The following is a 24,797-nucleotide window of genomic DNA, read 5'->3' on the forward strand; positions in this document are numbered from 1 at the left end:
ATGGGGTAAGTGCCATAAACCGTACTAACCGTTGGCCAGTTTCAGGCAGTCTTCTAATGTTAGCGACGCCGGGTCGGTGCCTTTCGGTATTTTTACATTTCTTTTGCCAGCTTTAATGTAAGGCCCATACTGGCCGTTCAGTACCTGTATGCTGGTGTTCTCCGGAAACTCCTTGATAATCTTACTGCTTTCTGCTGCTTTTTTGGCTTTAATTATCTCAATTGCCTGGTCAATATCTACTTCGGCAGCTTTAATGGTTTTATCAATGTTATAGTATTTGTCGCCATGTTTCACATAAAAGCCAAAGCGGCCTTTACCTACATTAACGGCCAGGCCTTCATAGATACCCAGGTCTTTAGGTTGAGACAAATCACCGCTGTTGCGTTTAGCTTCAATTATTTCAATAGCGCGTTGTTCAGTAACCAGATATGGATCTTCGCTTTTTTCAAGGTTATAGAACTTATCGTCATGCCTGATGTACGGCCCGAATTTACCAACAGCCACTACCAACGGTTTATCTTCATAGAAACCTACCTCGCGCGGTAGTTTGGGCATATCAAGCAAAGCAAGGGCATCTTCAAGCGTAATATTATCTACCAGCTGGCTTTTCAGCAGGCTGGCAAAAACAGGCTTTTCTTCGTCGGTATTATCGCCCAGTTGCACATAAGGGCCAAACTTACCTATTTTAACCGAAACATTTTTGCCTGTGCGTGGGTCAACGCCCAGTTCACGGGCGCCTTTGGTGGCTTTTGCGCTGTCTGCCTGCTCTACTTTATGATGAAAATCCTTATAAAAATCACCAATCATTTTCTGCCATTGTACTTTGCCGTCGGCCACCTTATCGAAGTCTTTTTCAACATTGGCTGTAAACGAGAAGTCAATCACGTCATCAAAATTCTCAACCAGAAAATCATTTACCACAATGCCAATGTTTGTGGGGAACAACTTGGCTTTTTCGGTTCCGTAGGTCTCTTTTCCTACTTTTTCGGTTATGTTATTGTTTTTCAGCGAAAACTCTCTGAATGTACGTTCTTTACCCGGCCTGTCTTCTTTTACTACGTAATTCCGCTTGATGATGGTTGAAATAGTAGGGGCATAGGTAGAGGGCCGCCCGATTCCCATTTCTTCCAGTTTTTTAACCAGACTGGCCTCGGTGTATCTGGCAGCCGGTTTCGAGAATCGTTCGGTGGCTTTCATTTCTGAGAGGTCAAGCAGTTGCCCGATAGTTAACGGAGGCAGCATACCTTTGCTTTCTTCGTCTTCATCGTCGCTCGATTCGAGATATACTTTCAGAAAACCATCAAATTTTATTACTTCACCGGTAGCCACTAATTCTTCAGCTGTGGTTGATATCCCAATGGTAGCAATGGTTCTTTCCAGTTCGGCATCTGCCATCTGAGAAGCAATAGAGCGTTTCCAGATTAAATCATACAGGCGTTGCTCGTTTCTGTCGCCATCCACTTTTTCTCTGCTGAAATCAGTTGGCCTGATGGCTTCGTGGGCTTCCTGAGCCGACTCACTCTTGGTTTTATACTGGCGTACCTTTACGTATTTATCGCCATAAGCGGCCTCAATCTGGGCTTTTGCTTTTTCAATGGCCTCGCCCGACAAGTTGGTTGAGTCTGTTCTCATGTATGAGATTTTACCCGATTCATAGAGTTTCTGGGCCACTGTCATGGTCTGCAATACAGAAAAACCTAATTTACGAGAGGCCTCCTGTTGCAAAGTAGATGTAGTAAATGGCGCTGCCGGAGATTTTTTACCTGGCTTTACCTCCAGGTTTTTGATGGTAAAAATGGCGTTGCGGCATTTTTCAAGAAAAGTTCTTGCCTGCTCTTCGGTTTCAAAGTTTTTTGGTAATTCGGCGTTCAGAACTTTGCCCTTTTCAACCAGAAACTGTGCTACTACCTTAAATGAAGATTTTGAATTGTGGCCATCAATTTCTCTTTCACGCTCTACAATTAAACGCACTGCCACCGACTGCACCCTTCCGGCAGATAGATTGGTGCGTTCGCCGGTTCTGATTTTCTGCCATAAAACCGGCGACAATTCAAAGCCCACGAGGCGGTCCAGAATCCTCCGTGCCTGCTGTGCATTCACCAGGTCCATATCAATGGTGCGGGGGTTCTCAATGGCATTGGTAATGGCTTTTTTTGTAATTTCTCTGAAAACAATTCTCGGAGTGCTGTCTTTCAGGCCTAACGACTCTTTCAGATGCCATGATATGGCTTCTCCCTCACGGTCGTCGTCAGTTGCCAGCCATACGGTTTCTGATTCTTTGGCAATTTTCTTCAGTTCGTTTATAACCTTCGTTTTATCGGCAGAAATAGTGTATTTGGGAGCGAAGTTTTTATTTATATCAATGCCCAGTTCTTTTTCAGGCAAATCTCTGACATGGCCAAAACTTGATTTCACAATAAAATCTTTTCCAAGATAACCTTCTATGGTTTTTGCTTTTGCAGGGGACTCAACTATGACTAAGTTTTTTGACATTCTTTGGTCTTCAATTTTAAATTTTGTGCGATATTAAGATATTAATGCAAAAGAGAATACAAAAGTTTTGGAAATTTTAATAAAAAAATCTAAAACCGATAAGTTTTGAACAAAAATGCAGTGGTTTGAGGTTTATTAAATAGATGGCTCGGAAGATTAATGGCAGTGATATGCGTTTAGATATATATTTTTAGCAATATTTAATAAATTACTATTCAAAATTTGACGATGTTTTGTAATTTTGGCGCAATCCTCATCTATACAATCCGTATTTGAGTTTTTAACATTTAAAAATTTCTTTAACAAATGGCAGTTTTTGATTTAGATATGATTAAGAGCGTCTATGCTCGAATGCCCGAAAGAGTAGAGGCCGCTCGAAAATTAGTAGGTAGACCTCTTACTTTAGCGGAAAAAATCCTTTATTCTCACTTGTGGGAGGGAAACCCTGCAAAAACGTATAGCAGAGGCGTAGACTATGTTGATTTTGCTCCTGACCGCGTAGCCATGCAAGATGCTACCGCACAGATGGCATTATTGCAGTTTATGACTACCGGACGCCCAAAAGTTGCTGTTCCTTCTACTGTACACTGCGACCACCTGATTCAGGCAAAAGTAGGCGCGGCAGAAGATTTGAGAGTTGCCAACGAAAAAAATAAAGAAGTATACGATTTCCTTTCTTCGGTTTCAAATAAATATGGCATTGGTTTCTGGAAAGCCGGTGCGGGTATCATTCACCAGGTTGTGATTGAAAACTATGCTTTTCCGGGTGGTATGATGATTGGTACCGACTCTCACACGCCAAATGCCGGTGGTTTGGGTATGGTTGCTATTGGTGTAGGTGGTGCCGATGCCTGCGACGTAATGTCTGGCCTGGCATGGGAACTGAAAATGCCTAAACTGATTGGCGTTAAATTAACCGGAAAACTGAAAGGATGGGCAGCACCAAAAGATGTAATTCTTGAAGTGGCAGGCCGCCTGACTGTTAAAGGTGGAACAGGTTATATTGTTGAATATATTGGTAAAGGCGCAGACAGCCTTTCGGCAACCGGTAAAGGTACCATCTGTAACATGGGTGCCGAAATTGGTGCAACTACCTCTTTATTTGGTTATGACCGCAAAATGGCGGCTTATCTGAAAGCCACTGGCCGTGCCAAAGTAGCTTCTCTGGCTAATGGCATTAAAGATTTGCTTCGCCCTGACCAGGAGTGTATCGATAATCCTGAAGCATACTACGACCAGGTAATTGAAATTAATCTTTCAAGATTGGAGCCGCGTATCAATGGTCCGTTCACACCAGACCTTGCCTGGCCTCTTTCTAAATTTGCCAAAGCCGTTAAGAAAAACAAATGGCCTGAGAAACTGGATGTAGGCTTGATTGGCTCATGTACAAACTCATCTTATGAAGACATGACCCGCGCGGCATCTGTTGCAGCACAGGCGGCGTCAAAACATATTTTGGCAAAATCTGAGTTCACCATCACTCCGGGTTCTGAGCTGGTGCGCTACACTGCCGAAAGAGACGGTATACTTGATACCTTCAATTCTATTGGCGGGGTAGTACTGGCTAATGCCTGTGGGCCTTGTATTGGTCAATGGGCGCGCCATGGCGCTGAAAAAGGCGAGCGTAACTCAATCATCACCTCATTTAACAGAAACTTTGCGAAACGTGCCGATGGTAACCCAAACACACACGCGTTTGTGGCATCACCGGAAATCGTTACCGCATTTGCCATTGCAGGTAGCCTGACTTTCAATCCTTTGAAAGATACGTTACTTAACGAAAAAGGTGAGCAGGTAAAACTGGATGCACCACAGGGTGTTGAATTGCCTCCTATGGGCTTTGATGTGAAAGATGCCGGATACCAGAAACCTAAAAAAGATGGTAGCAAAGTAAAAGTTGCAGTAAGCCCGACATCTGACCGTCTGCAATTGTTAGAGCCTTTCAAGGCATGGGAAGGTACCGACCTTACCGGCCTGAAATTGTTGATAAAAGCCAAAGGTAAATGTACAACTGACCATATTTCTATGGCTGGCCCATGGTTGAAATACCGTGGTCACCTGGATAATATTTCTAATAACCTGTTGATTGGCGCCATTAACTTTGCAAACGGCTCAGCCAATACTGTTAAGAACCAGATAACCGGCCAATACGGTGAAGTACCAACCGTACAACGTGCCTACAAAGCTGCCGGAATTGGCACTATTGTAGTGGGCGACGAAAACTACGGTGAAGGTTCGTCTCGTGAGCATGCCGCTATGGAACCACGCCACCTGGGTGTGCGTGCCATTGTTGTACGTTCATTTGCGCGTATTCACGAAACCAACCTGAAAAAACAAGGGATGCTGGCATTGACTTTTGCCAACCCTGAAGACTACGATAAGATTCAGGAAGATGATACTTTTGATATTCTTGGCCTGACCACCTTTGCTGAAGGAGTACCTTTAACACTGGTAGCGCACCATGCCAACGGTTCGAAAGATGAAATCAAGTTGAACCATACCTACAACGCGAGCCAGATTGAATGGTTCAAGGCTGGTTCGGCGTTGAATCTGATTGCAGCTGAAGTTGCCTGATAAGATGCGTAATACATTGTAAATATGAAAATATCCCGCAGTAATGCGGGGTATTTTTTTTGCCTGACAGGTGGTTTATGGATTGGGGAAGTTCCTGCTGGCATCGTCAAGAATCAGTACCCAGTCTTGCCCGTAACCATAGCGCGGTGGAGTGAACCGGTGTGTGCCTTTGTTTTCTATCCGGGCAATGGCTTCTGTTTTGCCCGTGCGAGGGTCAAACCAGTATGCATTAACTTGTAAGCCAGAAATCTTTCCCAGATTAACCGTAAATGACTTACCTACCGCAGTATACACAAAGGCGTAGTTTTGCCCTCTGGTAGCCTGAATACGCTCGGCAGGAGGCAGGTTATTTTCTACAATTAATGACTGGTCAGGAACGCGGTCAAGAAAAGGGCGTGATTCTATCAGTTTTCTTAGCCATTGCATTTGTTTTGCACCCGGTAAATCAATGGCCTGTTGCCAGTAAATATGTGGATTATTGACGGCTTCGCGGTCAGGCGAATACATCTGCCAGATATCATGACAACCATAAGTATGCCCGAAAGCCCCGGCAAATACATCCAGATACGCATATTTGCGTACATCGTAGGCATTTGTTGTTCCTAAATCATGGGCATTGAAACAAACGGGGTGGTCTTCATATATGGGTTCTCCGTCAATTACGGGTTTCGTGTTTGGCCGGTCGTATGCGCCCTTAATGTGGTCATAAATTGGGGTATCACGACAATGACCGTTCTGAAACATGTTGAAGTCGAACCATGTATCGTCATGAAACCACTCACTGGCTCCTTCTCTATTGGGCTGAGGGTGGTAGGTAATCAAAGCCTTGTCGTTACCACCTACACCTTCTGTTATACCTGCGGCCATGGCTCGCCACACTTCTACATCGTTGGTATTGGGGCGGGGGTTACGGTCACCACCCAGAATCCAGATAATATTTTTTCTGTGCTTATATCTTTCAGCCAGCCATTTGCCATATATACGCGCGTTACCGGTGTTAAATACCTCCGGGCCTTTTCCCCAGCTTGATTTGTTCAGTTTATCGCCCCAGGTAGGCAGGAAACCAATTATGAGACCATATTCAGCAGCTTTGTCAATTACGTAGTCTACGTGCCTGAAATACGCCTCATTAGGCTTTGAAGCGTCGTTATCTATCAGCGGCTTGTCTCCATACGGGTTAGGCACATTCAGGCCGTCAAACTCGGCCAGAGCAACCGCCTGTATAACGGTGTAATGTTGTGCCGCACGTTTTTTCAGATAATAATCGGCATCTTCACGATTGAGGCGGTGGAATAGCTCCCAGGCGGTATCGCCTAACCAGAAAAACGGCGTGCCGTCTTTCAGAATAAACCGTTTGTTTTCACTTACGCTAAAGCTTTGTGCAGAGGCACCCAAGCCCATGAGCAACAGCAACAAGTAAATTAAAGTAGAAGAGAATTTCATTATTTTAGTTTGTATAAGGTTTGAATAGCGATACAATCTAAAAATAAAATCTGAAAATCAGGTATTGCATTGATTTTTAAGCCCTTGTAAGGCCACAAAAAAGCCGGAAGGTTGTTAATCCTGCCGGCTTTTAGCTGAAAAGTTATTTCGTTTATTCTTCAAAGAAGGCGCAACTGCCGCCGACCCAGTCGAAATTTTTATTAAAATTGACACCTATCATTTCGCCGCGACTGAGCCTTGCCAGATTGGTTACAAGGGAAGGACGCTGCGCAGTATCGTCCCACACGAATAGCATCCGTATTTCTGTTTTTATGAGCTTGCCCTCTGTATCTTCAATAATTGGCTCATATTTTACTTTTTTCTGAATCAGATAATTTTCTTTGTCGCTGATAGCGTCCAGGTCAGACTTCGTAAAATCAAGTTTTACGCCACTTCCTGCGAAAGAAAACAAGGGTTTAAGTACAAAGTTTTCTAAATCGGCAGGATATTCTTTTAAATCAGACAAATAATAACTTTCTGGCACATAAGGGCTCCTGAGCAGCGGTAATGTAAACTTACTGATTCTGAAAAACCAGTTGGGGTGTGTTACCCATTTTACATCTACGTCGTCAGTCAGTTTAAACTCTGTCTCTAAATCAGGATAATTCTGCAGCAGGTCATCAAAAATCAGGCGGTTGTAAATCCGTTTGATTTCAATCTGGCGGCCTTCTTTTTCATAAAAGAGTTTCCGTCCGTTTTTCTTTATTTTTGTATAACAAACCGGCTCAATACCCCAAAGTTGTTTGCTTATTTCAAAATCAAGCCTTGTTTTTTGCTTTTCAGGGTAAATTTCAAGCAGAATTAAATTTTCGGCTTTTTCATTGCCTAACAATACTTTTCTCATGGCTTCTACATAAGTTGCCATATTTAGCCGGTTAAAAAACTGGTTAAAGTTTTTAGGTACGGCAAAAAACTTTCTGTATTTCTGACCCAGATACCATTGATAAGCAAATAAAGACGGAAAACCCTGTAATTCTATCAGTTGTGGGATTAATTCGCCGTTGGCGTCTTTACAAACCGCAAAATCAACAGCCAGAAAATTAGGATGTTTATCTTCATTGGGCACATACTGATTAGCCGGAATAGCCCTCTCTGTCTTTGCCTTAAAATCATCTTTTTTTATGGTATCAATAATATCATTACAAGCCTGCAATAGCTTTATTTTCAACGCCTGGGGTACAAAAACGGGTGTTTCAGCAATGCGGAAGTCCAGTTGGCCGGGGAAGTCTCTTTCAATTTCAGCCAAAAAGGCTTCATATTTCTCTGTTGAAAAACTTTCGTTAAACTGGCGGCGTATTTCAGGTATCATAAATAGCGCTTTTAATAAATGTAAGAATAAATTTTGCTGATTTTATGCCAGCTCGACCAGATGCTCAGCCGCATTTCTCAGGAACGTCGGAATGATTACTGCCTCAGTTAGCATTATCTTGTCAGGGTCATCCAGCCTGTCAATCATTTCTTCGTATTTGTCGGCTCCGTATTCTTTAATAACGGCCAGCATTTTTTCTTCCTGCTTAAAGTATCTCATCATGCCTTCAGAATCAGCTTCGGGGTGAAACTGCGTACCGAAGACTTCATCAGAGAACCTGATGGCCATAATAGCCCGCTCTAACGGAACATAAGGTCTGATTTTCTCGAGACATAGTACTTTGGCACCAAACGCGTTTATTTTATCCCAATCAGGTTGAATTAACTGATAGTCTCTTGAGTCAACTGCATAAAATAGCTCAGGTAGTTTTTCAAATAATGGCTCGTTTTCACCTTCTTCCGTGCGATGTATTGGCATTACGCCAAATGAAGTAGACCTCCGCTTGCAAACGCTACCAAAACCCAGATGATGACTGGCTATCTGAAAAGAATGACAAATCAGAAACAGGTATTTCTTCACCTCATGGGTTGCGTTGTACGCAAAGATGCTGTCAATAAAGCCGGTAAATTTTTTCTCCCAAGGGTGCCCTTCAGGCAATGGGTTACCCGGGCCGCCGGTAGATATAAAAATTTGATAATTGTATATATCGGGTATTTCGTTTTTCTGACGTACATCAAAAATGTCGTACTCACCACCCGTACCTTCCTGCGCCAGAAACTGGTCGCACAACATTTTTATACAACGCATACCTTCGTTGGGTCGGCCGTCGTATAGGTCTAAAATTGCAATCTTCATCATAATAAGGGGCTTATGAGTAGCATCATAAGGCTTATTTTAGTAAAAAATAACACAAATTTAACAAAATCTGCCGAAATACAGGGTGTATATACCCTTAAAAGAAGGCAAATCCTGCAAGTTAGTGTGCTAACCTACAGGATCTGGCCTTTACTATTCAATAAAAACACTTCGTTCTGGTCTGTTTGTTCCTAATTACAAACCAATTCTGGTTTCGGAAACTATGTAATCAACCACCGACTTCATGTTTTGGGTTTCTTCAAACACCCGCAGCTGTCTGTCGGCTCCGGTACCCATCTTTAAAATTTCATGTATGTATTCCACTTCTTTACGGCTACCCAGTTCGTCAAGTACATCATCAACAAACTCAATGAGTTCTTCGGCCAGGTGGCTGTAAGGTACTTCTATTTCTTTACCAAAATCAATCAGGTTTCCGGCTATACCGTACCTGGCTGCACGCCATTTGTTTTCGCTGATGAGCATCCGGTGGTAGGGTCTGAAACTCAGGTTCTGTTGGTGCAACTTATGTATTTTAGCCACTATTGCCTGCATTAAAGCAGCCAGACAGATGGTTTCGTCGGCACGCATTGGTATATCGCAGATACGGAACTCAACCGTAGGGTAGACCGGATGCAGGCGGATATCCCACCAGATTTTCTTGCCGTTATCAATACAGTTGGTTTTAATGAGCAGGTTTACGTAGTTGTCGTACTCTGCCACGCTTGAAAAATAATCTGGTATACCGGTTCTCGGGAATTTGTCGAAAACCTTTGAGCGATACGACTTAAAGCCGGTATTGCGCCCACACCAGAACGGCGAATTGGTTGACAAGGCGTATATGTGCGGCAGAAAATAGCGGGCGGTGTTCAGAATCTGCATGCCTTCTTCACGATTTGGAATACCCACATGAACGTGTAAGCCAAAAATAAGATTTGAACGAGCCACATCGCGCATGTCGTCAATCAGTTTTTCATACCTTTCGTTGGGGGTAATGAGTTGCCGTTGCCAGTCAGAAAAAGGGTGCGTACCCGCAGCGGCAATGTGTAGGTTTTGCTTGGCTGCCAGGTCGAACAGCATTCGGCGCAGGTAAGTAACTTCTTCACGCGCCTGTTGAATGTTCTCGCACACACTTGATATCATCTCTACCACTGCCTGGTGCATTTCCTGCTTGATTCTCTCCTGCAGAATCACCTGGCCACCCTCTACAATTTTAGACATGTGCGAACGAAGCTCACGGGTTTTGGGGTCAATAGTCTGAAATTCTTCCTCAATACCTAGTGTAAATTGCGCCATAATTTTCTTAGTTCAGGATGTATAAGAGAGAAACAGTTTAGCTTGGGTGGGTAATAAACCCATATTACCCACCAAGATAAAAATTATTTTTTCTTTGCAACTGTTTTAGCGGCAGGTTCTTCTTTTTTGGCCGGGGCTTTTTTATCTTTTGCAACTTTTGGCGCAGTTTCAGCTTTTTTTACGGCAGGGGTCTTTTTCTCTGGCGCAGCCGGCTGGAAGGTGGTAGTCAGCAAATCGCTACCGGTAATTGATGCCCGCGTGAAGGTGCCCCATGTACAGTTGTTTTTACCATCTTGTTGCTCTATGGCTCTTTCAATGGCCATTTTGGCGGCATTTTTTACAATCCAATCAAAGTTTTCGTTACCTACCGAATTGATGTCGGCATCAGGGGCAGGGTTGCAGAAGTCAATGGCATACGGAATACCATTGCGAACGGCAAACTCTACCGTGTTGAAATCATAACCTAATGCGTGGTTGAGTTTTAATACGTAATCTGTAATGGTTTCCATCAGTTTTTTGTGCTCTTCACCCTGTGTTTTAGGCTGAGTAGCATAACGTAAATGATGCGGATTACGCGGCTCATAAGGCATAATGTGCACATATTTGCCATTGAGGCAGTAGCAACGGTAATAATCGGTAAACTCTATTTCTTCCTGCAGCATCATTACCAGCTGGCCTGTTTCTTCGTGTTTCTGCCATAGGTCGTTCGGGTCATAAACTTTATATACGCTTTTCCAGCCGCCACCGGCGTGGGGTTTCATATAGGCCGGAAAACCAATCTGCCCGAACATATATTCCCAATCCATCGGAAACTTCAGGTTACGGAACGAACGGTCGGTGGTGTCAGTTGGTCTCTCTTTCGACGGAAGCAACACCGTTTTTGGCACAGGAACACCCAGCTTTACAGCCAGGCAGTTATTGAAAAACTTTTCGTCGGCGCTCCACCAGAATGGGTTATTGATAACAGCCGTGCCGCACAACGCCGCGTTTTTAAGGTACGCCCGATAAAAAGGTACATCCTGCGATATCCTGTCAATAATTACTGCGTAATCTGTTGCTACGCCCTGTTCTACCTTGTCAATCAACACGGGTTCGGCAATGATACCGGCCGGGGCTGTTCTGTTTACTTCTTCAATAAATGCCCACGGAAATGTATCTTCCATTCCAAAAAGAATTCCTATTTTTTTCATGATGCTATGCTTTGTTATAATTGCTTTAGTATTTGTTTTTCTTTGATTAAATTCTTGTTTAAAGTTCGCCTGCCAGCATTTTGCCTACATACTCAGGGAACATCATGCGCCAGAGAGGCCAGTCGTGCGACGCCCACTGTTTCTCGTCATACCAATGATGGATACCTCTTGAACGCAAAATGTGTGACATATTGACGTTGTCTGCCTTGCAGATGTCCCAGTCTGAAGTGCCCAATACAATTTTCATGTGGTTGTATTTCCAACCTTCCTGGCTTTGCATGTAGTCAACCGGGTTGTTAAAATAAACGTTATCATCAAAATAGCCTTTCATAAAGCTTTTGATGTCAAACGCACCACTCATGCTGAAACAATACTCAACTAAATCGGGATATTTCAGGGCAAAATTGGTACAATGAAACCCTCCGAAACTACACCCGGCTACGGCAATGCGGTGTACGCTGCATTCGCGCTGAATGGCTGGCACCAGCTCTTCTTTTATAAACCTGGTATAGAGGTTATAGTTATGAATCTTTACGTCGGGTGGTAGGTCGCGGCCATAAAAACTCTGAAAATCGATGCTGTCTACGTTATATAACTTCACTCTGCCATCGTTAACAAACTGAGCTATGGAATGGTTAAGGCCGAAGTCACGATTCTGAAGATAATTGCCCATTGAGGTAGGAAACATAAGAATAGGGTAGCCCCAGTGGCCGCTTACCAGTAAATCAATGTCTCTGCCCAGAATATGAGAATAGAATTTAATGTGTCGTTCGTCCATACAGTTTTGCAGGCTTTTATGTTTTGGTTTTTGATGATTTACTGATGTTTATTTTAGAAAATCTGTCACAAAATTGGCTTAATAAATGCAAACGATAAAAGATTGAACCGAATAAAATACTTGCAATGAGTAAATTGAATTATTGATTTGAGTCTAAAATTCTGACAATGACAGGTCATGTAAAATAAAATATTGTTTTATGGCATTCTGGTGTTTTAGCGTATTGAATTTGTAATTTTGCCAGAACAAAACAATTCATTGAAATATTAGTCGATTTTGCTCAATGTTACAAATGATTTCTGGAAAATTTGTTGACATGCTGTGGCCAAAAACTAATGTTTCAGTTTTTTTGTCATCTAAAACCTAATCAAAAGTGCATTTCATTTCAGTTAAGAAGAACTTAAAAATTTACTCAGAACACCTAAAAAGAGAAGTTGTTTACGACATCATTTTGCCGCATCAGCACTCAACTCAACAGTCTTCATATAAAGTTTTATTGATGAACGACGGGCAGGACCTGGCCGCGCTGCAAATAGAGCGCGTACTGCAAAACCTCTATGCGAACAACGAAATTGTGCCTTTTGTTTTAGCTGCCATACATACCAACGAGAACCGCCTGAAAGAATATGGTACTTCTGCCATGCCTGATTACAAAAACAGGGGTAATATGGCCGGTAAATATGAACATTTTATAATTCAGGAGTTTTTACCGTTAATTAGACAGACGTACCAAACCTCATTACAAATGGAAGACAACTACTTTTGCGGGTTTTCGCTGGGTGGGCTGTCGGCTATGGATATTACCCGCAACAACCCGGATGTTTTTTCTAAAGTCGGGGTTTTTAGTGGTTCGTTCTGGTGGCGCAAAAAAGCCTATGAGGAGGGCTATGACGACGAAAACGACCGCATTATGCATGTGTTGGTGAGAAACGGGCGTTACCATGCCGGACAAAAATTCTGGTTTGAATGCGGCACAAACGACGAAAAAGACGACCGTAACGGCAACGGAATTATAGATTCTATTGAAGATACTCTTGATTTAATAACAGAATTAGAAAAACTGGGTTATACACAACAGGAAGACATTGTTTATTATGAAATAAATGGCGGAGAACATAACTACCAGACCTGGAGCCAGGCCATGCCCGTTTTTCTGAAATGGTTGGTAGGTAAATAAACTTTTTAACTGTTGCCGGTGCAACAATCTTATGCTTAGACTGACACTTATTTCTGTTCTTGTTTTTTTCAGCACTTTAGTGCGTGCCGGAGGCATAAAAGGCATAGTAACTGACGCTACCGGAGAGCGTATGGCGTTTACCTCTGTTATAGTAAAAGGACAAAACGCCGGAACCATGACCAATGCGGAAGGGGAGTATAGGATAAATCTGAAACCGGGCAGTTATGAGATTAACTTTCAGTTTGTAGGCTTTAAAACCGTTACCCGCCGTGTGGTTGTGGCTAATGATTTTACCGAGCTGAATGTGCGTATGCAAGAGCAAACCATTATGCTGCAGGAGGCCAGAATAAGTGCCAAAGAAGAAGACGCCGCCTATACCATTATGCGCAAGGCAATAGCCAAAAGCAAAATTCATCAGAAACAGGTGGTGAGCTACCAGGCAAATGCTTATGTGCGTAATTCAATATTACTCAACAAAATTCCGCTGGTGCTCAAAAAGGACCTTTACCGACAAAACATTAAAGAGGGGATACCGTTTTTGTCTGAGTCGGTAATGGAAATAGTTTTCAACGAGCCCAACTCTAAATTTACCAAGGTGCTGGGGCAAAAGAGTTCTTTCAACAATATTTCTATATCTGACGGTTTTTATCTTTTCGATTTCTACGACCCCGGTCATTACCGTGTTTCACCGCTTTCGCCACAGGCTTTCAGATACTACCGCTTTGAATACGAAGGTTTTTTTGAAGACCGCGGCCTGATTATCAATAAAATAAAAATTATTCCGAAGTCGTTTGGGGAAGGCGTTTGGCAGGGAACTATTTATATTATAGACGATTACTGGAATATTCATAGCATTGATGCTGAAACTATTGAAAACGGCCTTAATCTTAAAATAAACCAGTATTACAGCCCGGTTGAGAAAGTCTGGATGCCGATTAACCAGCGGATAGACTTTTACGGAAAATTGTTTGGATTTGACTTTGTTATTAAGGCACAGTTAAATGCCGGTTATACTGCCGTAAAAACGAATCCGGCGTTTGTGGAAGACATAAAAATTATTGACGAGAAAAAAGAGGGGATAACGATTGAAGGTATTTCGAAAAATTCTTTGAAAAATTCGAAAACTGAAGAACTACTGAAAGACAGCAAAGAGTTTTCGGTGAAGAATCTCATGAAAATAATGAAAGATTATGAGAAAGAAGAAAGAGCCCGGGCCAGAGCCAACAAAGAAGAAGCAGCGGTTGTAAGCAGAGAATTAATGATAGTAGAGCCATCTGCCAGAAGCAAAGATTCTACTTTTTGGAATTCTATGCGCAAAATACCACTTACCAATGAAGAAAGCGAAAGCTATCAATACAGTGACAGTGTAAAAATAGCAAAAATTGAAAAAAGAGACAGCCTTCAAAGAGATTCGCTGAGTAAAGCCTGGCGGTATTTTTTGTTAAATTATGATTTTAAACTAAAAAATGGCAGATATCTTCATTTTGAACCACCCTACACCCCGTTTGTGGGTTTAAATTATAATTCGGTTGAGGGCATTGTGTCTGATATGGGTATCGGCTTTAAAAACTATACATCTCTGGGCGCCAAACCCAGAGTCAGATACAATGTGTCGGCAAATATGCGTTATGCTTTTCAGGCCAGGGCATTGCGTGGTAAAGTGGGCGGAGAATACGAGGTTGGCACATCAAAGCTATCGGTTGGTGCGGGAAATTATATTGAACAATTTGACCCCAACAGCCTTATTTTTGAATGGATGAACACCGTAACCACTTTGTTCAATGAGCAAAACCTGATGAAGATTTACAGCAAGAAATTCGTCAACATTGGCTATAGCTATAATGAAGACGCCAGGTTGACTTTTTCAACCAACATGGAACTGGCAAGAAGGTCTCCGCTGGAAAACCTTCAGAAAATATACCGGATAAAAGATTTTGAAAAAAACGGGTTTTCGCCTAATAATCCTTCCAATCTTGAGCTCGGCGAAAGCGCTTTTACTACACACAATGCGCTTATATGGCAGAATATGATAAAATGGACGCCGTCTTCTAAAGTGATTATCAGAAACGGCGTGCGCAAGTATCTGACTGGCGGAGCGCCCATTATTACATTTATTTACAAGAAAGGAATGCTTGACGCCAATTTTGACTACCTGAGCCTGAATATAAAGCAACATGTAAACACAGGGGTATTGGGCAAACTAGACTATATGATTGAAGTAGGTGATTACGTTAACGACCGCAGCGTTTACCTGATGGATATGAAGCATATTAACAATAGCTACCTGAATGCCCTGCGGATTGGTCTTTTTGCAAGATACCGGTTGTTAGAAACCCGTATGCCCCTGCCTGAAGATAACGGAGCCAAATCTATAAACCTTTACCGTTTTAGTACCAAAGGCGCATATTTGCAGGCCCATGTAATTAATGAATTTAAGCAGCTTATTTTTACCCGTCTGCCTTTTGTAAAGAGATGGGGGCTAAAAGAAGACCTCTTTGCCAATTATCTGAACACGCCGGCTGTAAAAAACTATATAGAAGTTGGTTATGGTATTGATGGCATCATGAGGGCATTAAGAATTGAAGCCGTAAGCAGTTTTGAAAACGGCATATACAAGAGGGCCGGTATTAAATTAGGTGTAACCATGTAAAATCAGGCTTGCTTAGGTTTTAAGATATGGGTTCAGACAATTTGCTTCAAAAACAATTACTTTACGAACGTGTGGCTAATGCCTATAAGGCAAAAAGTGCCATGCTTGACAGTATTTTAGTTGAAAAATCAATTAAAAACAGAAATTTCAGGCTCTTTATCAGGGTATTTAAAAAGGAGCAATTACTTGAAGCCTGGATAAAACACCCTGAAAAAATAAGGTATGAATTGCTAAGAAAGTATAACTTTACAGGTAGCTCAGGTAATTTGGGCCCTAAGCGGAAATCAGGCGACGGGCAAATTCCGGAAGGAATCTATCAAATTACTAATTTTAATCCTTTAAGTGCCTTTCATTTGTCGCTCAGAGTAAATTACCCAAATATTGCAGATATACATTGGGCTGATAGCGAACACCCGGGTGGAGATATTTACCTGCATGGCGGTAACACAAGTACAGGGTGTATTCCGGTGGGTGATGATTGCATTGAAGAACTTTACCTGCTCTCGGTTTATGCTGCTGATGCAGGCCATTTGCCAGACGTACATATTTACCCTTCCAGTATGGCTGGCGCAGCTTTTAACTCACTTATTACAGGCCATAGCAATAATATACACCTGATTGATTTCTGGCATAAGCTAAAAGCAATTTTTGATGATTTTGAGCAAACAAATGCGCTGAAATCAATAAAAACAGACCAGAAAGGCCATTATTATCTGGCAGACTAAATTTCCCTGATTGAGGTAAATGAATTATATTTGGTGTTCTATAAAATTAATCCTTCCGGTTACAGTTTTTAGTCAATAACCGGCAATTCTATTACATTACCTGCATGCTTTTATTTTATCAGCCAGCTATAGCCACCAGTCATTTTCTTGATACAGACGACTCACGTCATTGCGTTAAGGTGCTTAGAAAAACACCAAAAGATATAATTCATGTGGTTGATGGCACAGGCGGGCTTTATGAATGCGAAATAACAAAAGCCAACGAAAAAAAATGTGAAGTAAAGATAGTTTCGTGGCAGAAAGATTTTCAGAAAAGAAACACGTACCTTCATATTGCCATTGCCCCAACCAAGAACGCCGATCGGCTTGAATGGTTTATTGAGAAGGCCGTTGAAATAGGCATAGATGAAATTTCGTTAATACTTACGAAGCACTCAGAACGCAGGCAGCAAAAAACAGAGCGGCTGGAGAAAATTGCGGTTTCGGCCATGAAACAATCTTTGAAGGCCTATTTGCCAAGAATTAACGAACCAGTGCCATTTGAGAAATTTTTGAAGAGTGTATTGCAGGAGCAGAAATTTCTGGCGCATTTAACCGAGGAATCAAAGCCGCTGGTTAGTAAACTTAAGCCAGGCACAGCACATTGCATTATGGTTGGCCCCGAAGGCGATTTTGCTGCCGAAGAAATACAATTGGCTCGTGATAATGGTTTTGAATGGGTTACACTCGGAAACGCCCGCCTCAGAACAGAAACAGCAGGCCTGGTGGCATGCACGCTGAGCAACAACATGTTTTAACGAAGTTAGTCTTTATGAAGCAAATCATTACATATTTAATGCTGGGTATTTTTTGTTCATTCATTAGCATGAGCAAAATTATGGCTCAGCAACCTACGCTTAAAATTGCCAAACTGAGGTATGGCGGTGGTGGCGACTGGTATGCCAATAAGACCTCATTGCCGAATCTGATTAAGTTTTGTAACCAGCATCTGAAAATGAACCTGTATCAGGAAGAAGACATTGTGGAGGTTGGCAGCGGTGATATTTTTCAGTATCCTTTTATACACATGACAGGCCACGGGAATGTGGTTTTTACAGATGCCGAGGTGCAGAACCTACGTAAATATCTAATTTCAGGTGGTTTTTTGCATATCGACGATAACTACGGTCTGAATAAGTTTATCAGACGAGAAATGAAAAAAGTTTTTCCTGAACTTGAGTTCATAGAGTTGCCTTTTTCTCATCCAATCTATCAGCAGAAATACAAGTTTCCGAACGGCCTGCCTAAGGTGCATGAGCATGACAACCTGCCACCGCAAGGTTTTGGGCTAATCTGGCAGGGAAGGCTGGTTTCTTTTTTTAGCTACGAATGCGACCTCGGCAACGGCTGGGAAGACCAGAGCGTACACCATGACCCGGAAGAACTTCGCCAGAAAGCGCTTCAAATGGGGGCAAATCTTGTGCAATATGCCTTTACAAGTTATTAATTTATTGAATTGTACATTTCAAAGTGCTGGTTTTGGACATTTTGAAGAACTTTTCTCTTTCTTTTGCAACAGCGTAACATTATGCTTGCAGTTGTTGTTTTAGGTTTATATTTGTATTTTAATCTAATCCTTATAACGTTCAAATGGTTGCCGCAATTTCTTTTTTTATTGGTCATTGGTACTTATCCTTATTTAGTCAGACATTCTTCTTACACCGATATTCAGCTCATAAAATGTTTACGATGAATAAGTTCTGGGAAAGATTTTTCTATTTCCTTACTTATGTATCGCAAGGGTCTTCCTATCTTAATCCTCGTTCGTACGCCATTTTGCACCGCATGCACCACGCTTACAGCGACACCGAACGCGACCCGCATTCGCCGCATCATACCGAAAACGTTTTTACCATGATGTGGAAAACCAAAGAAATTTATAATTCTTTACTTAACTATAAGTATAAAATTGAAGAGCGTTTCGAAAAAGACTTGCCAGAGTGGAGAACCATTGATAAAATAGGAGATACCTGGTTTTCAAGAATTGCCTGGGGTTCAAGCTACGTAGTATTTTATGTGCTTGGCTTTTTGTATTTCGATATCCACTGGGGTTTCTTCTTCCTGTTGCCGATACATTTTCTGATGGGCCCTATTCACGGTGCTATTGTAAACTGGAGCGGCCATAAATATGGTTATCAGAACTTCGACAACAAGGACGAATCTAAAAACTCATTGTTTTTTGACTTCCTGATGTTGGGCGAATTGTTCCAGAATAACCATCATAAACACCCGATGTCAATCAATTTTGGTAAAAAGTGGTATGAGATTGACCCGACGTATCCGGTTATTAAATTTCTAACCTGGACCAAGATAATCAAGCCTAAACGGGCAAAATAATAGCTTTAAAATGAAAAAGATTTGACATTCATAGCCTATGGCTTAGAGTGTCAAATCTTTTTTTATGTATTACCCTCAATTACTGTTGGTTTTCGTTCTTCAGCTCTTCATCTAAATGGCGTTTCAGGCTTCTGCAGGTACTCTCTAAGATCTCAATCATTTTCTTGTCGCCTGTTGCATCGCTTATCATTTGTGCTACATTTCCTACAATATCAATGGCAAAGTGCTTCATTTCGTCGGTTGCCATCTCTTTTGTCCAGAGATTAATTCCCAGCAGACCTTTATGGTAGTGGTCCCAGACACTTATTGAAATAGCCTTTGATTCATTGATACCCTCATTCGGGTTTTCAGTAGCATCCCAGAATATTTTTTCAGGGACTCTGGCTGCATCAAGCTCGATAGTAAAATTAATTTCTGATTTCTTCATTCAATTTAAGAGTAAATAAGATAATAGATTAAAAATTAAAATTCCGGGCAGAAAGTTCAAAATCTAAACAAAAAACTACACATACATTTTTGGCATTACGGAGCCGTTATGGCGCAAATGTAACTTTTCAATGAAAAAATTTAATTAACATGAGAGTACAGGAGAGGATAATAGCAGTTATTGAGTATCTTTGGATAAAGATGCAGGTATGAATTAATTAAATTTTACACGCCTGTGTTGCATAGCAATGCTGGTTTTTCCATTCCGACAAAACGATTTTTTTTAAGGCCGACACTTTTGGGTATTGGCCTGTATGTAAACAATGTGTTAGCGTTAATTACTTACCTGATCTTGCATTTACCAGCTGACAATTTTGTTGATTATAGATTTGAACCATCCAAACGCTTTTTGAAAATAAGAATATGAAGCATAGAGTGGCACTAAAAATGAAGCTCCACCCCGGGCAGGCCGAAGAATACAAGCAACGCCACGACGAATTGTGGCCGGAGATGAAAGCGCTACTGAAAAGCATTGGTGTGGAAGATTATGCCATTTTTCTGGATGAAGAAACCAATATTTTGTTTGCCTCGCTAAAAATAGAAGACCCATCGCTTTTAGATACATTACCCGGCCACCCTGTTATTCAACGCTGGTGGAAATACATGGCTGATATTATGGATGCCAATGCTGACAATTCGCCTGTTTCAACACCCTTAAAAGAAGTATTTTACTTGCCCTAACTAAAAACTTATGAATGCAATTCTTGGTATCATTTTTCATTTCATAGGCGGTTTTGCCTCTGGTAGTTTTTACATTCCTTATAAAAATATAAAGCAATGGGCCTGGGAAAGTGGCTGGATAATAGGTGGAGTGGCCTCATGGATTATAGCTCCCTGGCTTTTCGGGTTCATTACTGTGCAGGAACTAATACCGAGTATTCAGTCGGCTGATAGCAAAACTATTTTCTACACAGTGCTATTCGGTGTGTTGTGGGGTTTCGGAGGGCTTACTTACGGGCTAACCATGCGTTATCTGGGTGTGTCGTTGGGTGTGGCAGTTGCGCTGGGTTTTTGTGCTGCATTTGGTACGCTTATTCCACCAATTTATGAAGGTCGTTTTGGCGAACTGCTCTCTACCAGTTCAGGGCAGATAACCCTGGCCGGGGTGGTACTTTGCGTGGCCGGTATATTTGTATGTGGTAAGGCCGGAATGATGAAAGAAAAAGAACTGGACAGCGCAGCCAAGCAGGAAACCGTAAAAGAATTTAACCTTAAAAAAGGTTTGTTTGTGGGTACCTTCTGTGGTATTATGAGTGCCTGCTTTGCTTTCGGGCTTGCTGCCGGGGCACCGATTGCGGCTCAGGCAGAAGTCAACGGAACCGACCCTCTGTTTAAAAATAACGCTATATTACCAGTGCTGCTGATAGGCGGTTTTGCTACTAATTTCGTGTGGTGTATGATTCTGAATTTCAGAAATAAATCTTTTGGTGATTATACCGACACCAAAACACCCCTAAAAAGTAATTACCTGTGGGCCATGCTGGCCGGTGTAACCTGGTATTTCCAGTTCTTCTTCTACGGCATGGGGCAGTCAAAACTGGGTAAATCGTTAGACTTTGCCTCTTGGACACTCCACATGGCATTTATAATATTGGTGGGCACCTTGTGGGGGCTTTTCTATAAAGAATGGAAAGGCGCCAGCAGCGCAACCATGCGGGTGCTGTATCTGGGTTTATTCATCATTATTCTTTCGTCGGCTTTTATTGGTATGGGCAGCTATTTTGTTCATTAAATCTTTTATTTATTATGCTAAAGATTTTTTATACGGTTGCCCTGCTTGTGGCAATCGGAGGTACTTGTTTTGCTCAGCAACAGGCACCTGCGTCTACTTTACACTCAGATGCCCTGCATACGGCCAAGCCAGATTATCCAACTTTATATGGCACTACCAAACCGGAAGATATTATTGCTGTGATGAACCGTGTCAGGAATTATCTTGAAAGAGTTACGCCTACAAGGGTAGTAGATAAAAATACAAATGCGGTTATACATGACTTTTCAAAAATTGATAATAACGCTATTGTTTTTAAAGGGGATTTCAGCCTGACCAGTTATGAGTGGGGGGTAACCTACGAGGCCATGTTGCTGGCAGGTGAGGTAACCGGCGACACTGCTTTTACTAATTATACCTCGCGTCGATTCAAATTTCTGGCAGATGCTGTACCGTATTTCAGAGAAGTATATAAAACCAATAAGCAGACATCACTAAAACAGATGATTGACCCACATGCGCTTGACGATTGCGGAGCCATGTGTGCAGCCATGATTCGGGCTACCAAAAATGGCGTAGTGAAAACCAATCTGAGACCTATCATTGATGATTACATCAATTATATTGTCAATAAAGAGTTCCGTCTGAAAGATGGCACTTTGGCTCGTAACCGACCTTTGCCTAATACCTTGTGGCTCGACGATATGTTTATGGGTGTGCCTGCTATTGCTCAGATGGGTAGCCTGACAGGCGACAAAAAGTATTATGATGAAGCCGTGAAGCAGGTGCTACAGTTTTCTAAACGCATGTTCAATAAGGATTTAAATTTATATATGCACGGCTGGGTGCAGGAAATGGAAACCCACCCTGAGTTTCATTGGGCAAGGGCAAACGGTTGGGCTATTTTAACGATGGTTGAGCTACTGGAAGTACTACCTGAAACTCACCCGGGCAGAACGGCCATACTAAACCAACTAAAAGCACATGCCAAAGGGCTGGCCGCACAGCAATCGGGTAGTGGTTTCTGGCATCAATTGCTTGACAAACATGATTCATATCTGGAAACATCAGCCACTGCTATTTATACGCATAGTATTGCCAAAGCCATTAACAGAGGCTGGCTTGATGCTACCACATACGGCCCGATGGCCTTATTGGGTTGGAACGCCATTGCCACCAAAGTAAATGAAAAAGGACAGGTAGAAGGTACCTGCGTTGGCACCGGCATGGGTTTTGATCCTGCGTTTTACTATTACAGACCCGTAAATGTATATGCAGCACACGGCTATGGCCCGGTACTATTGGCAGGCTCAGAAATGATTAAATTATTGAAAAATAAGAAGTTTGCTTTGAATGATAGTGCGGTGATGTTTGGGAGGTGAAACCCCTCTTCCGAACTACTACAAGATTAACGTAATTAAACTGGCCATTACAGTTTTGACCATTAATGCTGTAAGTCATTCTTAAAATTCTTATTCCTTCCCCATTGTTGGGGCGACCCGCGCAGAGAGGGTTAGGATGGGGTTTCCTCTGTCATACCCCACCAAAAACCTTCTTCAACAATTCTGTAGTTCTTGCCCAGGGATTTTCCCTTATTTTCAATTCTTCGTTTGCAACTAATATAAACAGACCGTCTATGGCTTTTTGTGTGGCGTAGGCGTTCAAATCTGTATTTACTTTTTTAACAAATGGTAATCGGTTATAAGCCGTTGCCAAATCGGTGTAGTATTTGGTGGCCTGAGTTTTTTGAAGGGCATTTTGCACAACGGGCGAAAATTTGGCAATCAGTTGGTCAGATGTCGTCCGTTTCAGGTATTCGGTTGCTGCATTTTTTTCACCTTTCAATATTCCCCAGGCATCAGTAATGGTCATGCTGGTAATGGCGCTTACAAATATAGGTTTGGCTTCTTTGGCTGCTTCCTCGGCGCCTCGGTTCAAAGCTACCACAAACTTATCTACTTCGCTGCCAAGCCCGGCTCTGCGCAAGGCAGTTTCAACTCTCTCAATTTCGGGCGGGAACGGAATTTTTATAGTAGGGTTCAGGTAATACCCATTAAGCCTTGATGCGCTGTCGGCTCCTTTATTGATACCCACCTGAAGCGCCTGCTTCAAACCTGCCACTACTTCCTGAGTGCTTAATGAGCCTGTGCCCTGTACCTGTTTATTGACTTCATTCAATACTTTACCCAGATTTAATTTTTGTCCGGCGCAACTTTGCAAGCCTAAAAGACCGGTTATCAACACCAGAATAAGTATTCTTCTCATTTTCGACTAATTTTAAATGTGAATTTTTATAATTAATAATTGTCTTACTAACGAATGAACCCCGAAAATTGTATTTTTGTGCAGATTTAGTTTTATCGGCACATACAGGTATAACAAAACGCAATATTGTAATATGAAACTAATTTTAGCAGAGGTTGTCACGATTGGAGACGAAATTTTATACGGACAAATTACAGATACCAATACACAATGGATGAGTACTGAACTTGATAAGATTGGTATCAAGACAGTTCGGAAATCGTCGGTGGGTGATCAGGAAGATAAAATTTTACAGATACTTGAAGAGGCAGGAAGCAGGGCCGATATTGTTTTGATAACAGGTGGCCTTGGCCCTACCAAAGACGATATTACCAAAAAAACGCTTTGTAAGTATTTTGGCGATGAGTTAATCATGAATGAAGATGCCTTGGCCTTTGTAACTGATTTTTTTAATAAAAGAGGCAGACCATTAACAGAAATCAACCGTCAGCAGGCGTTAATACCAAGCCGCTGCACGTATCTGCCCAATAAAACGGGCACGGCCCCGGGTATGTGGTTTGAGAAAAAAGAAGGAGACCAAAAAGGCAGGATATACGTTTCAATGCCGGGTGTGCCTTCAGAAATGAAATACCTCATGACAAACGAGGTGATTCCGAGATTGAAGAAATACTTTGACACTCCGGTAATATATCATAAGATGATTCGTACAATAGGTATCGGAGAGTCTTTACTGGCAGAAAAAATTGAGCATTGGGAAGACAACCTGCCTGCGCATATCAAACTTGCTTACCTGCCCAGCTTCGGACAGGTACGTTTACGCCTGACAGGTGTAGGTGAAAACGAGGAAATACTGAAACAACAAGTGCAGGCAGAAGTTGATAAGGTATTACCCCTTATTAATTCTTATGTTTTTGGTTTTGACGATGAAGACCTGGAAGTAGCCATAGGCAAGATACTTAAAAGCAAAGGGCAGACCGTATCTGCTGCCGAAAGTTGCACAGGGGGCTTTGTTTCGCACATGTTTACCAAGGTGCCGGGCAGCTCTGCCTATTTTATGGGAAGCGTGGTGAGCTACGATAACTCAGTAAAAATGAATGTGCTGGGTGTAAAGCCGGAAACACTAGAGGCGCATGGGGCAGTGAGCGAAGAAACAGTTACCCAAATGGCCGAAGGCGTAAGAGCACTGATGAAAACAGACTATGCCATTGCCACCAGCGGAGTAGCCGGGCCAGACGGCGGCACGCCTGAAAAGCCGGTTGGCACGCTCTGGATTGCCTGCGCCATGGAAGGCAAAACGGTGGCCCGGAAAATACAAATGTCGAATCAACGAGATACTAATATAAACTATGGCAGTGTAGTGGCGCTCAATTTGTTAAGAAAAATGCTGATTGGCGACTACGAATCTTAATCTGACATCAACAAAATCGAAAAAG

20 protein-coding genes are annotated in these 24,797 nt (G+C 42.2%); 11 read left to right on the forward strand and 9 right to left on the reverse strand.

What is annotated here, in order from left to right; translation table 11 throughout:
* Window positions 1-24 precede the first annotated feature (24 nt).
* Window positions 25-2,493: a type I DNA topoisomerase gene (gene topA, locus NZ848_RS11785; RefSeq protein ID WP_259015641.1), complete on the reverse strand. Its 2,469-nt coding sequence runs from the start codon at window positions 2,491-2,493 to the stop codon at window positions 25-27.
* 306 nt (window positions 2,494-2,799) lie between these two features.
* On the opposite strand from topA, the gene NZ848_RS11790 reads away from it, so the two are divergent.
* Window positions 2,800-5,067, forward strand: coding sequence for an aconitate hydratase (locus NZ848_RS11790; RefSeq protein ID WP_253535401.1), 2,268 nt, complete (start codon window positions 2,800-2,802; stop codon window positions 5,065-5,067).
* 75 nt (window positions 5,068-5,142) lie between these two features.
* Here NZ848_RS11790 and NZ848_RS11795 read toward each other — a convergent pair whose 3' ends face one another.
* From NZ848_RS11795 to NZ848_RS11820, 6 genes are all read right to left on the reverse strand, one after another.
* Window positions 5,143-6,510 carry a glycoside hydrolase family 140 protein gene (locus NZ848_RS11795; protein ID WP_390890880.1) on the reverse strand — a complete coding sequence of 456 codons (1,368 nt, stop codon included), beginning with the start codon at window positions 6,508-6,510 and terminating at the stop codon, window positions 5,143-5,145.
* 151 nt (window positions 6,511-6,661) lie between these two features.
* On the reverse strand, window positions 6,662-7,858 hold the full coding sequence (locus tag NZ848_RS11800) for a hypothetical protein (protein ID WP_259015642.1): 1,197 nt from the start codon (window positions 7,856-7,858) through the stop codon (window positions 6,662-6,664).
* 42 nt (window positions 7,859-7,900) lie between these two features.
* Entirely contained in the window at window positions 7,901-8,713 is an 813-nt protein-coding gene (locus NZ848_RS11805; protein WP_253535558.1) for a type 1 glutamine amidotransferase, read from the reverse strand.
* A gap of 195 nt (window positions 8,714-8,908) precedes the next feature.
* Window positions 8,909-10,006, reverse strand: coding sequence for a carboxylate-amine ligase (locus tag NZ848_RS11810; protein ID WP_259015643.1), 1,098 nt, complete (start codon window positions 10,004-10,006; stop codon window positions 8,909-8,911).
* Between the two features lie 83 nt (window positions 10,007-10,089).
* Entirely contained in the window at window positions 10,090-11,196 is a 1,107-nt protein-coding gene (locus tag NZ848_RS11815; RefSeq protein WP_259015644.1) for an ATP-grasp domain-containing protein, read from the reverse strand.
* Window positions 11,197-11,254: 58 nt separating this feature from the next.
* Window positions 11,255-11,974 (reverse strand): alpha/beta fold hydrolase, encoded by a 720-nt coding sequence (locus NZ848_RS11820; protein ID WP_259015645.1) that lies wholly within the window; start codon window positions 11,972-11,974, stop codon window positions 11,255-11,257.
* 373 nt (window positions 11,975-12,347) lie between these two features.
* Between NZ848_RS11820 and NZ848_RS11825 the strand changes: the two genes are divergently transcribed.
* The 6 genes from NZ848_RS11825 (at window position 12,348) to NZ848_RS11850 (ending at window position 18,902) form a co-directional block, all read left to right on the forward strand.
* Window positions 12,348-13,151, forward strand: a complete 804-nt coding sequence (locus NZ848_RS11825) for an alpha/beta hydrolase (protein WP_259015646.1) — start codon at window positions 12,348-12,350, stop codon at window positions 13,149-13,151.
* A 31-nt stretch (window positions 13,152-13,182) separates the two neighbouring features.
* Window positions 13,183-15,801: a DUF5686 and carboxypeptidase regulatory-like domain-containing protein gene (locus NZ848_RS11830; RefSeq protein WP_259015647.1), complete on the forward strand. Its 2,619-nt coding sequence runs from the start codon at window positions 13,183-13,185 to the stop codon at window positions 15,799-15,801.
* Between the two features lie 26 nt (window positions 15,802-15,827).
* On the forward strand, window positions 15,828-16,526 hold the full coding sequence (locus NZ848_RS11835) for a L,D-transpeptidase family protein (protein ID WP_253535414.1): 699 nt from the start codon (window positions 15,828-15,830) through the stop codon (window positions 16,524-16,526).
* A gap of 104 nt (window positions 16,527-16,630) precedes the next feature.
* Window positions 16,631-17,323 carry a 16S rRNA (uracil(1498)-N(3))-methyltransferase gene (locus tag NZ848_RS11840; RefSeq protein WP_253535416.1) on the forward strand — a complete coding sequence of 231 codons (693 nt, stop codon included), beginning with the start codon at window positions 16,631-16,633 and terminating at the stop codon, window positions 17,321-17,323.
* Between the two features lie 68 nt (window positions 17,324-17,391).
* Window positions 17,392-18,012, forward strand: coding sequence for a DUF4159 domain-containing protein (locus tag NZ848_RS11845; protein WP_390890882.1), 621 nt, complete (start codon window positions 17,392-17,394; stop codon window positions 18,010-18,012).
* Window positions 18,013-18,155: 143 nt separating this feature from the next.
* Entirely contained in the window at window positions 18,156-18,902 is a 747-nt protein-coding gene (locus tag NZ848_RS11850; protein ID WP_259015648.1) for an acyl-CoA desaturase, read from the forward strand.
* Window positions 18,903-18,981: 79 nt separating this feature from the next.
* Here the strand turns inward: NZ848_RS11850 and gldC are convergent, their stop codons facing one another.
* Window positions 18,982-19,329, reverse strand: coding sequence for a gliding motility protein GldC (gldC, locus tag NZ848_RS11855; RefSeq protein ID WP_101726979.1), 348 nt, complete (start codon window positions 19,327-19,329; stop codon window positions 18,982-18,984).
* Window positions 19,330-19,751: 422 nt separating this feature from the next.
* Between gldC and rhaM the strand changes: the two genes are divergently transcribed.
* From rhaM to NZ848_RS11870, 3 genes are read left to right on the forward strand one after another with little or no spacing between them, the layout of a single operon-like run.
* On the forward strand, window positions 19,752-20,069 hold the full coding sequence (rhaM, locus tag NZ848_RS11860; RefSeq protein ID WP_253535430.1) for an L-rhamnose mutarotase: 318 nt from the start codon (window positions 19,752-19,754) through the stop codon (window positions 20,067-20,069).
* A gap of 10 nt (window positions 20,070-20,079) precedes the next feature.
* Complete coding sequence (gene rhaT, locus NZ848_RS11865) at window positions 20,080-21,120, forward strand: L-rhamnose/proton symporter RhaT (RefSeq protein ID WP_259015649.1); 1,041 nt, start codon at window positions 20,080-20,082, stop codon at window positions 21,118-21,120.
* Between the two features lie 14 nt (window positions 21,121-21,134).
* Window positions 21,135-22,481 (forward strand): glycoside hydrolase family 88/105 protein, encoded by a 1,347-nt coding sequence (locus NZ848_RS11870; RefSeq protein WP_259015650.1) that lies wholly within the window; start codon window positions 21,135-21,137, stop codon window positions 22,479-22,481.
* A gap of 151 nt (window positions 22,482-22,632) precedes the next feature.
* Here NZ848_RS11870 and NZ848_RS11875 read toward each other — a convergent pair whose 3' ends face one another.
* Window positions 22,633-23,364 carry a DUF4197 domain-containing protein gene (locus NZ848_RS11875; RefSeq protein WP_259015651.1) on the reverse strand — a complete coding sequence of 244 codons (732 nt, stop codon included), beginning with the start codon at window positions 23,362-23,364 and terminating at the stop codon, window positions 22,633-22,635.
* Between the two features lie 133 nt (window positions 23,365-23,497).
* Between NZ848_RS11875 and NZ848_RS11880 the strand changes: the two genes are divergently transcribed.
* The gene (locus NZ848_RS11880; protein WP_259015652.1) at window positions 23,498-24,772 is read left to right on the forward strand and encodes a competence/damage-inducible protein A; all 1,275 of its coding nucleotides are present in this window, start codon (window positions 23,498-23,500) and stop codon (window positions 24,770-24,772) included.
* Window positions 24,773-24,797: the final 25 nt, after the last annotated feature.

The sequence above is a fragment of the Emticicia fluvialis genome (assembly GCF_024793945.1).
Classification (GTDB): Bacteria; Bacteroidota; Bacteroidia; order Cytophagales; family Spirosomataceae; genus Emticicia; species Emticicia fluvialis.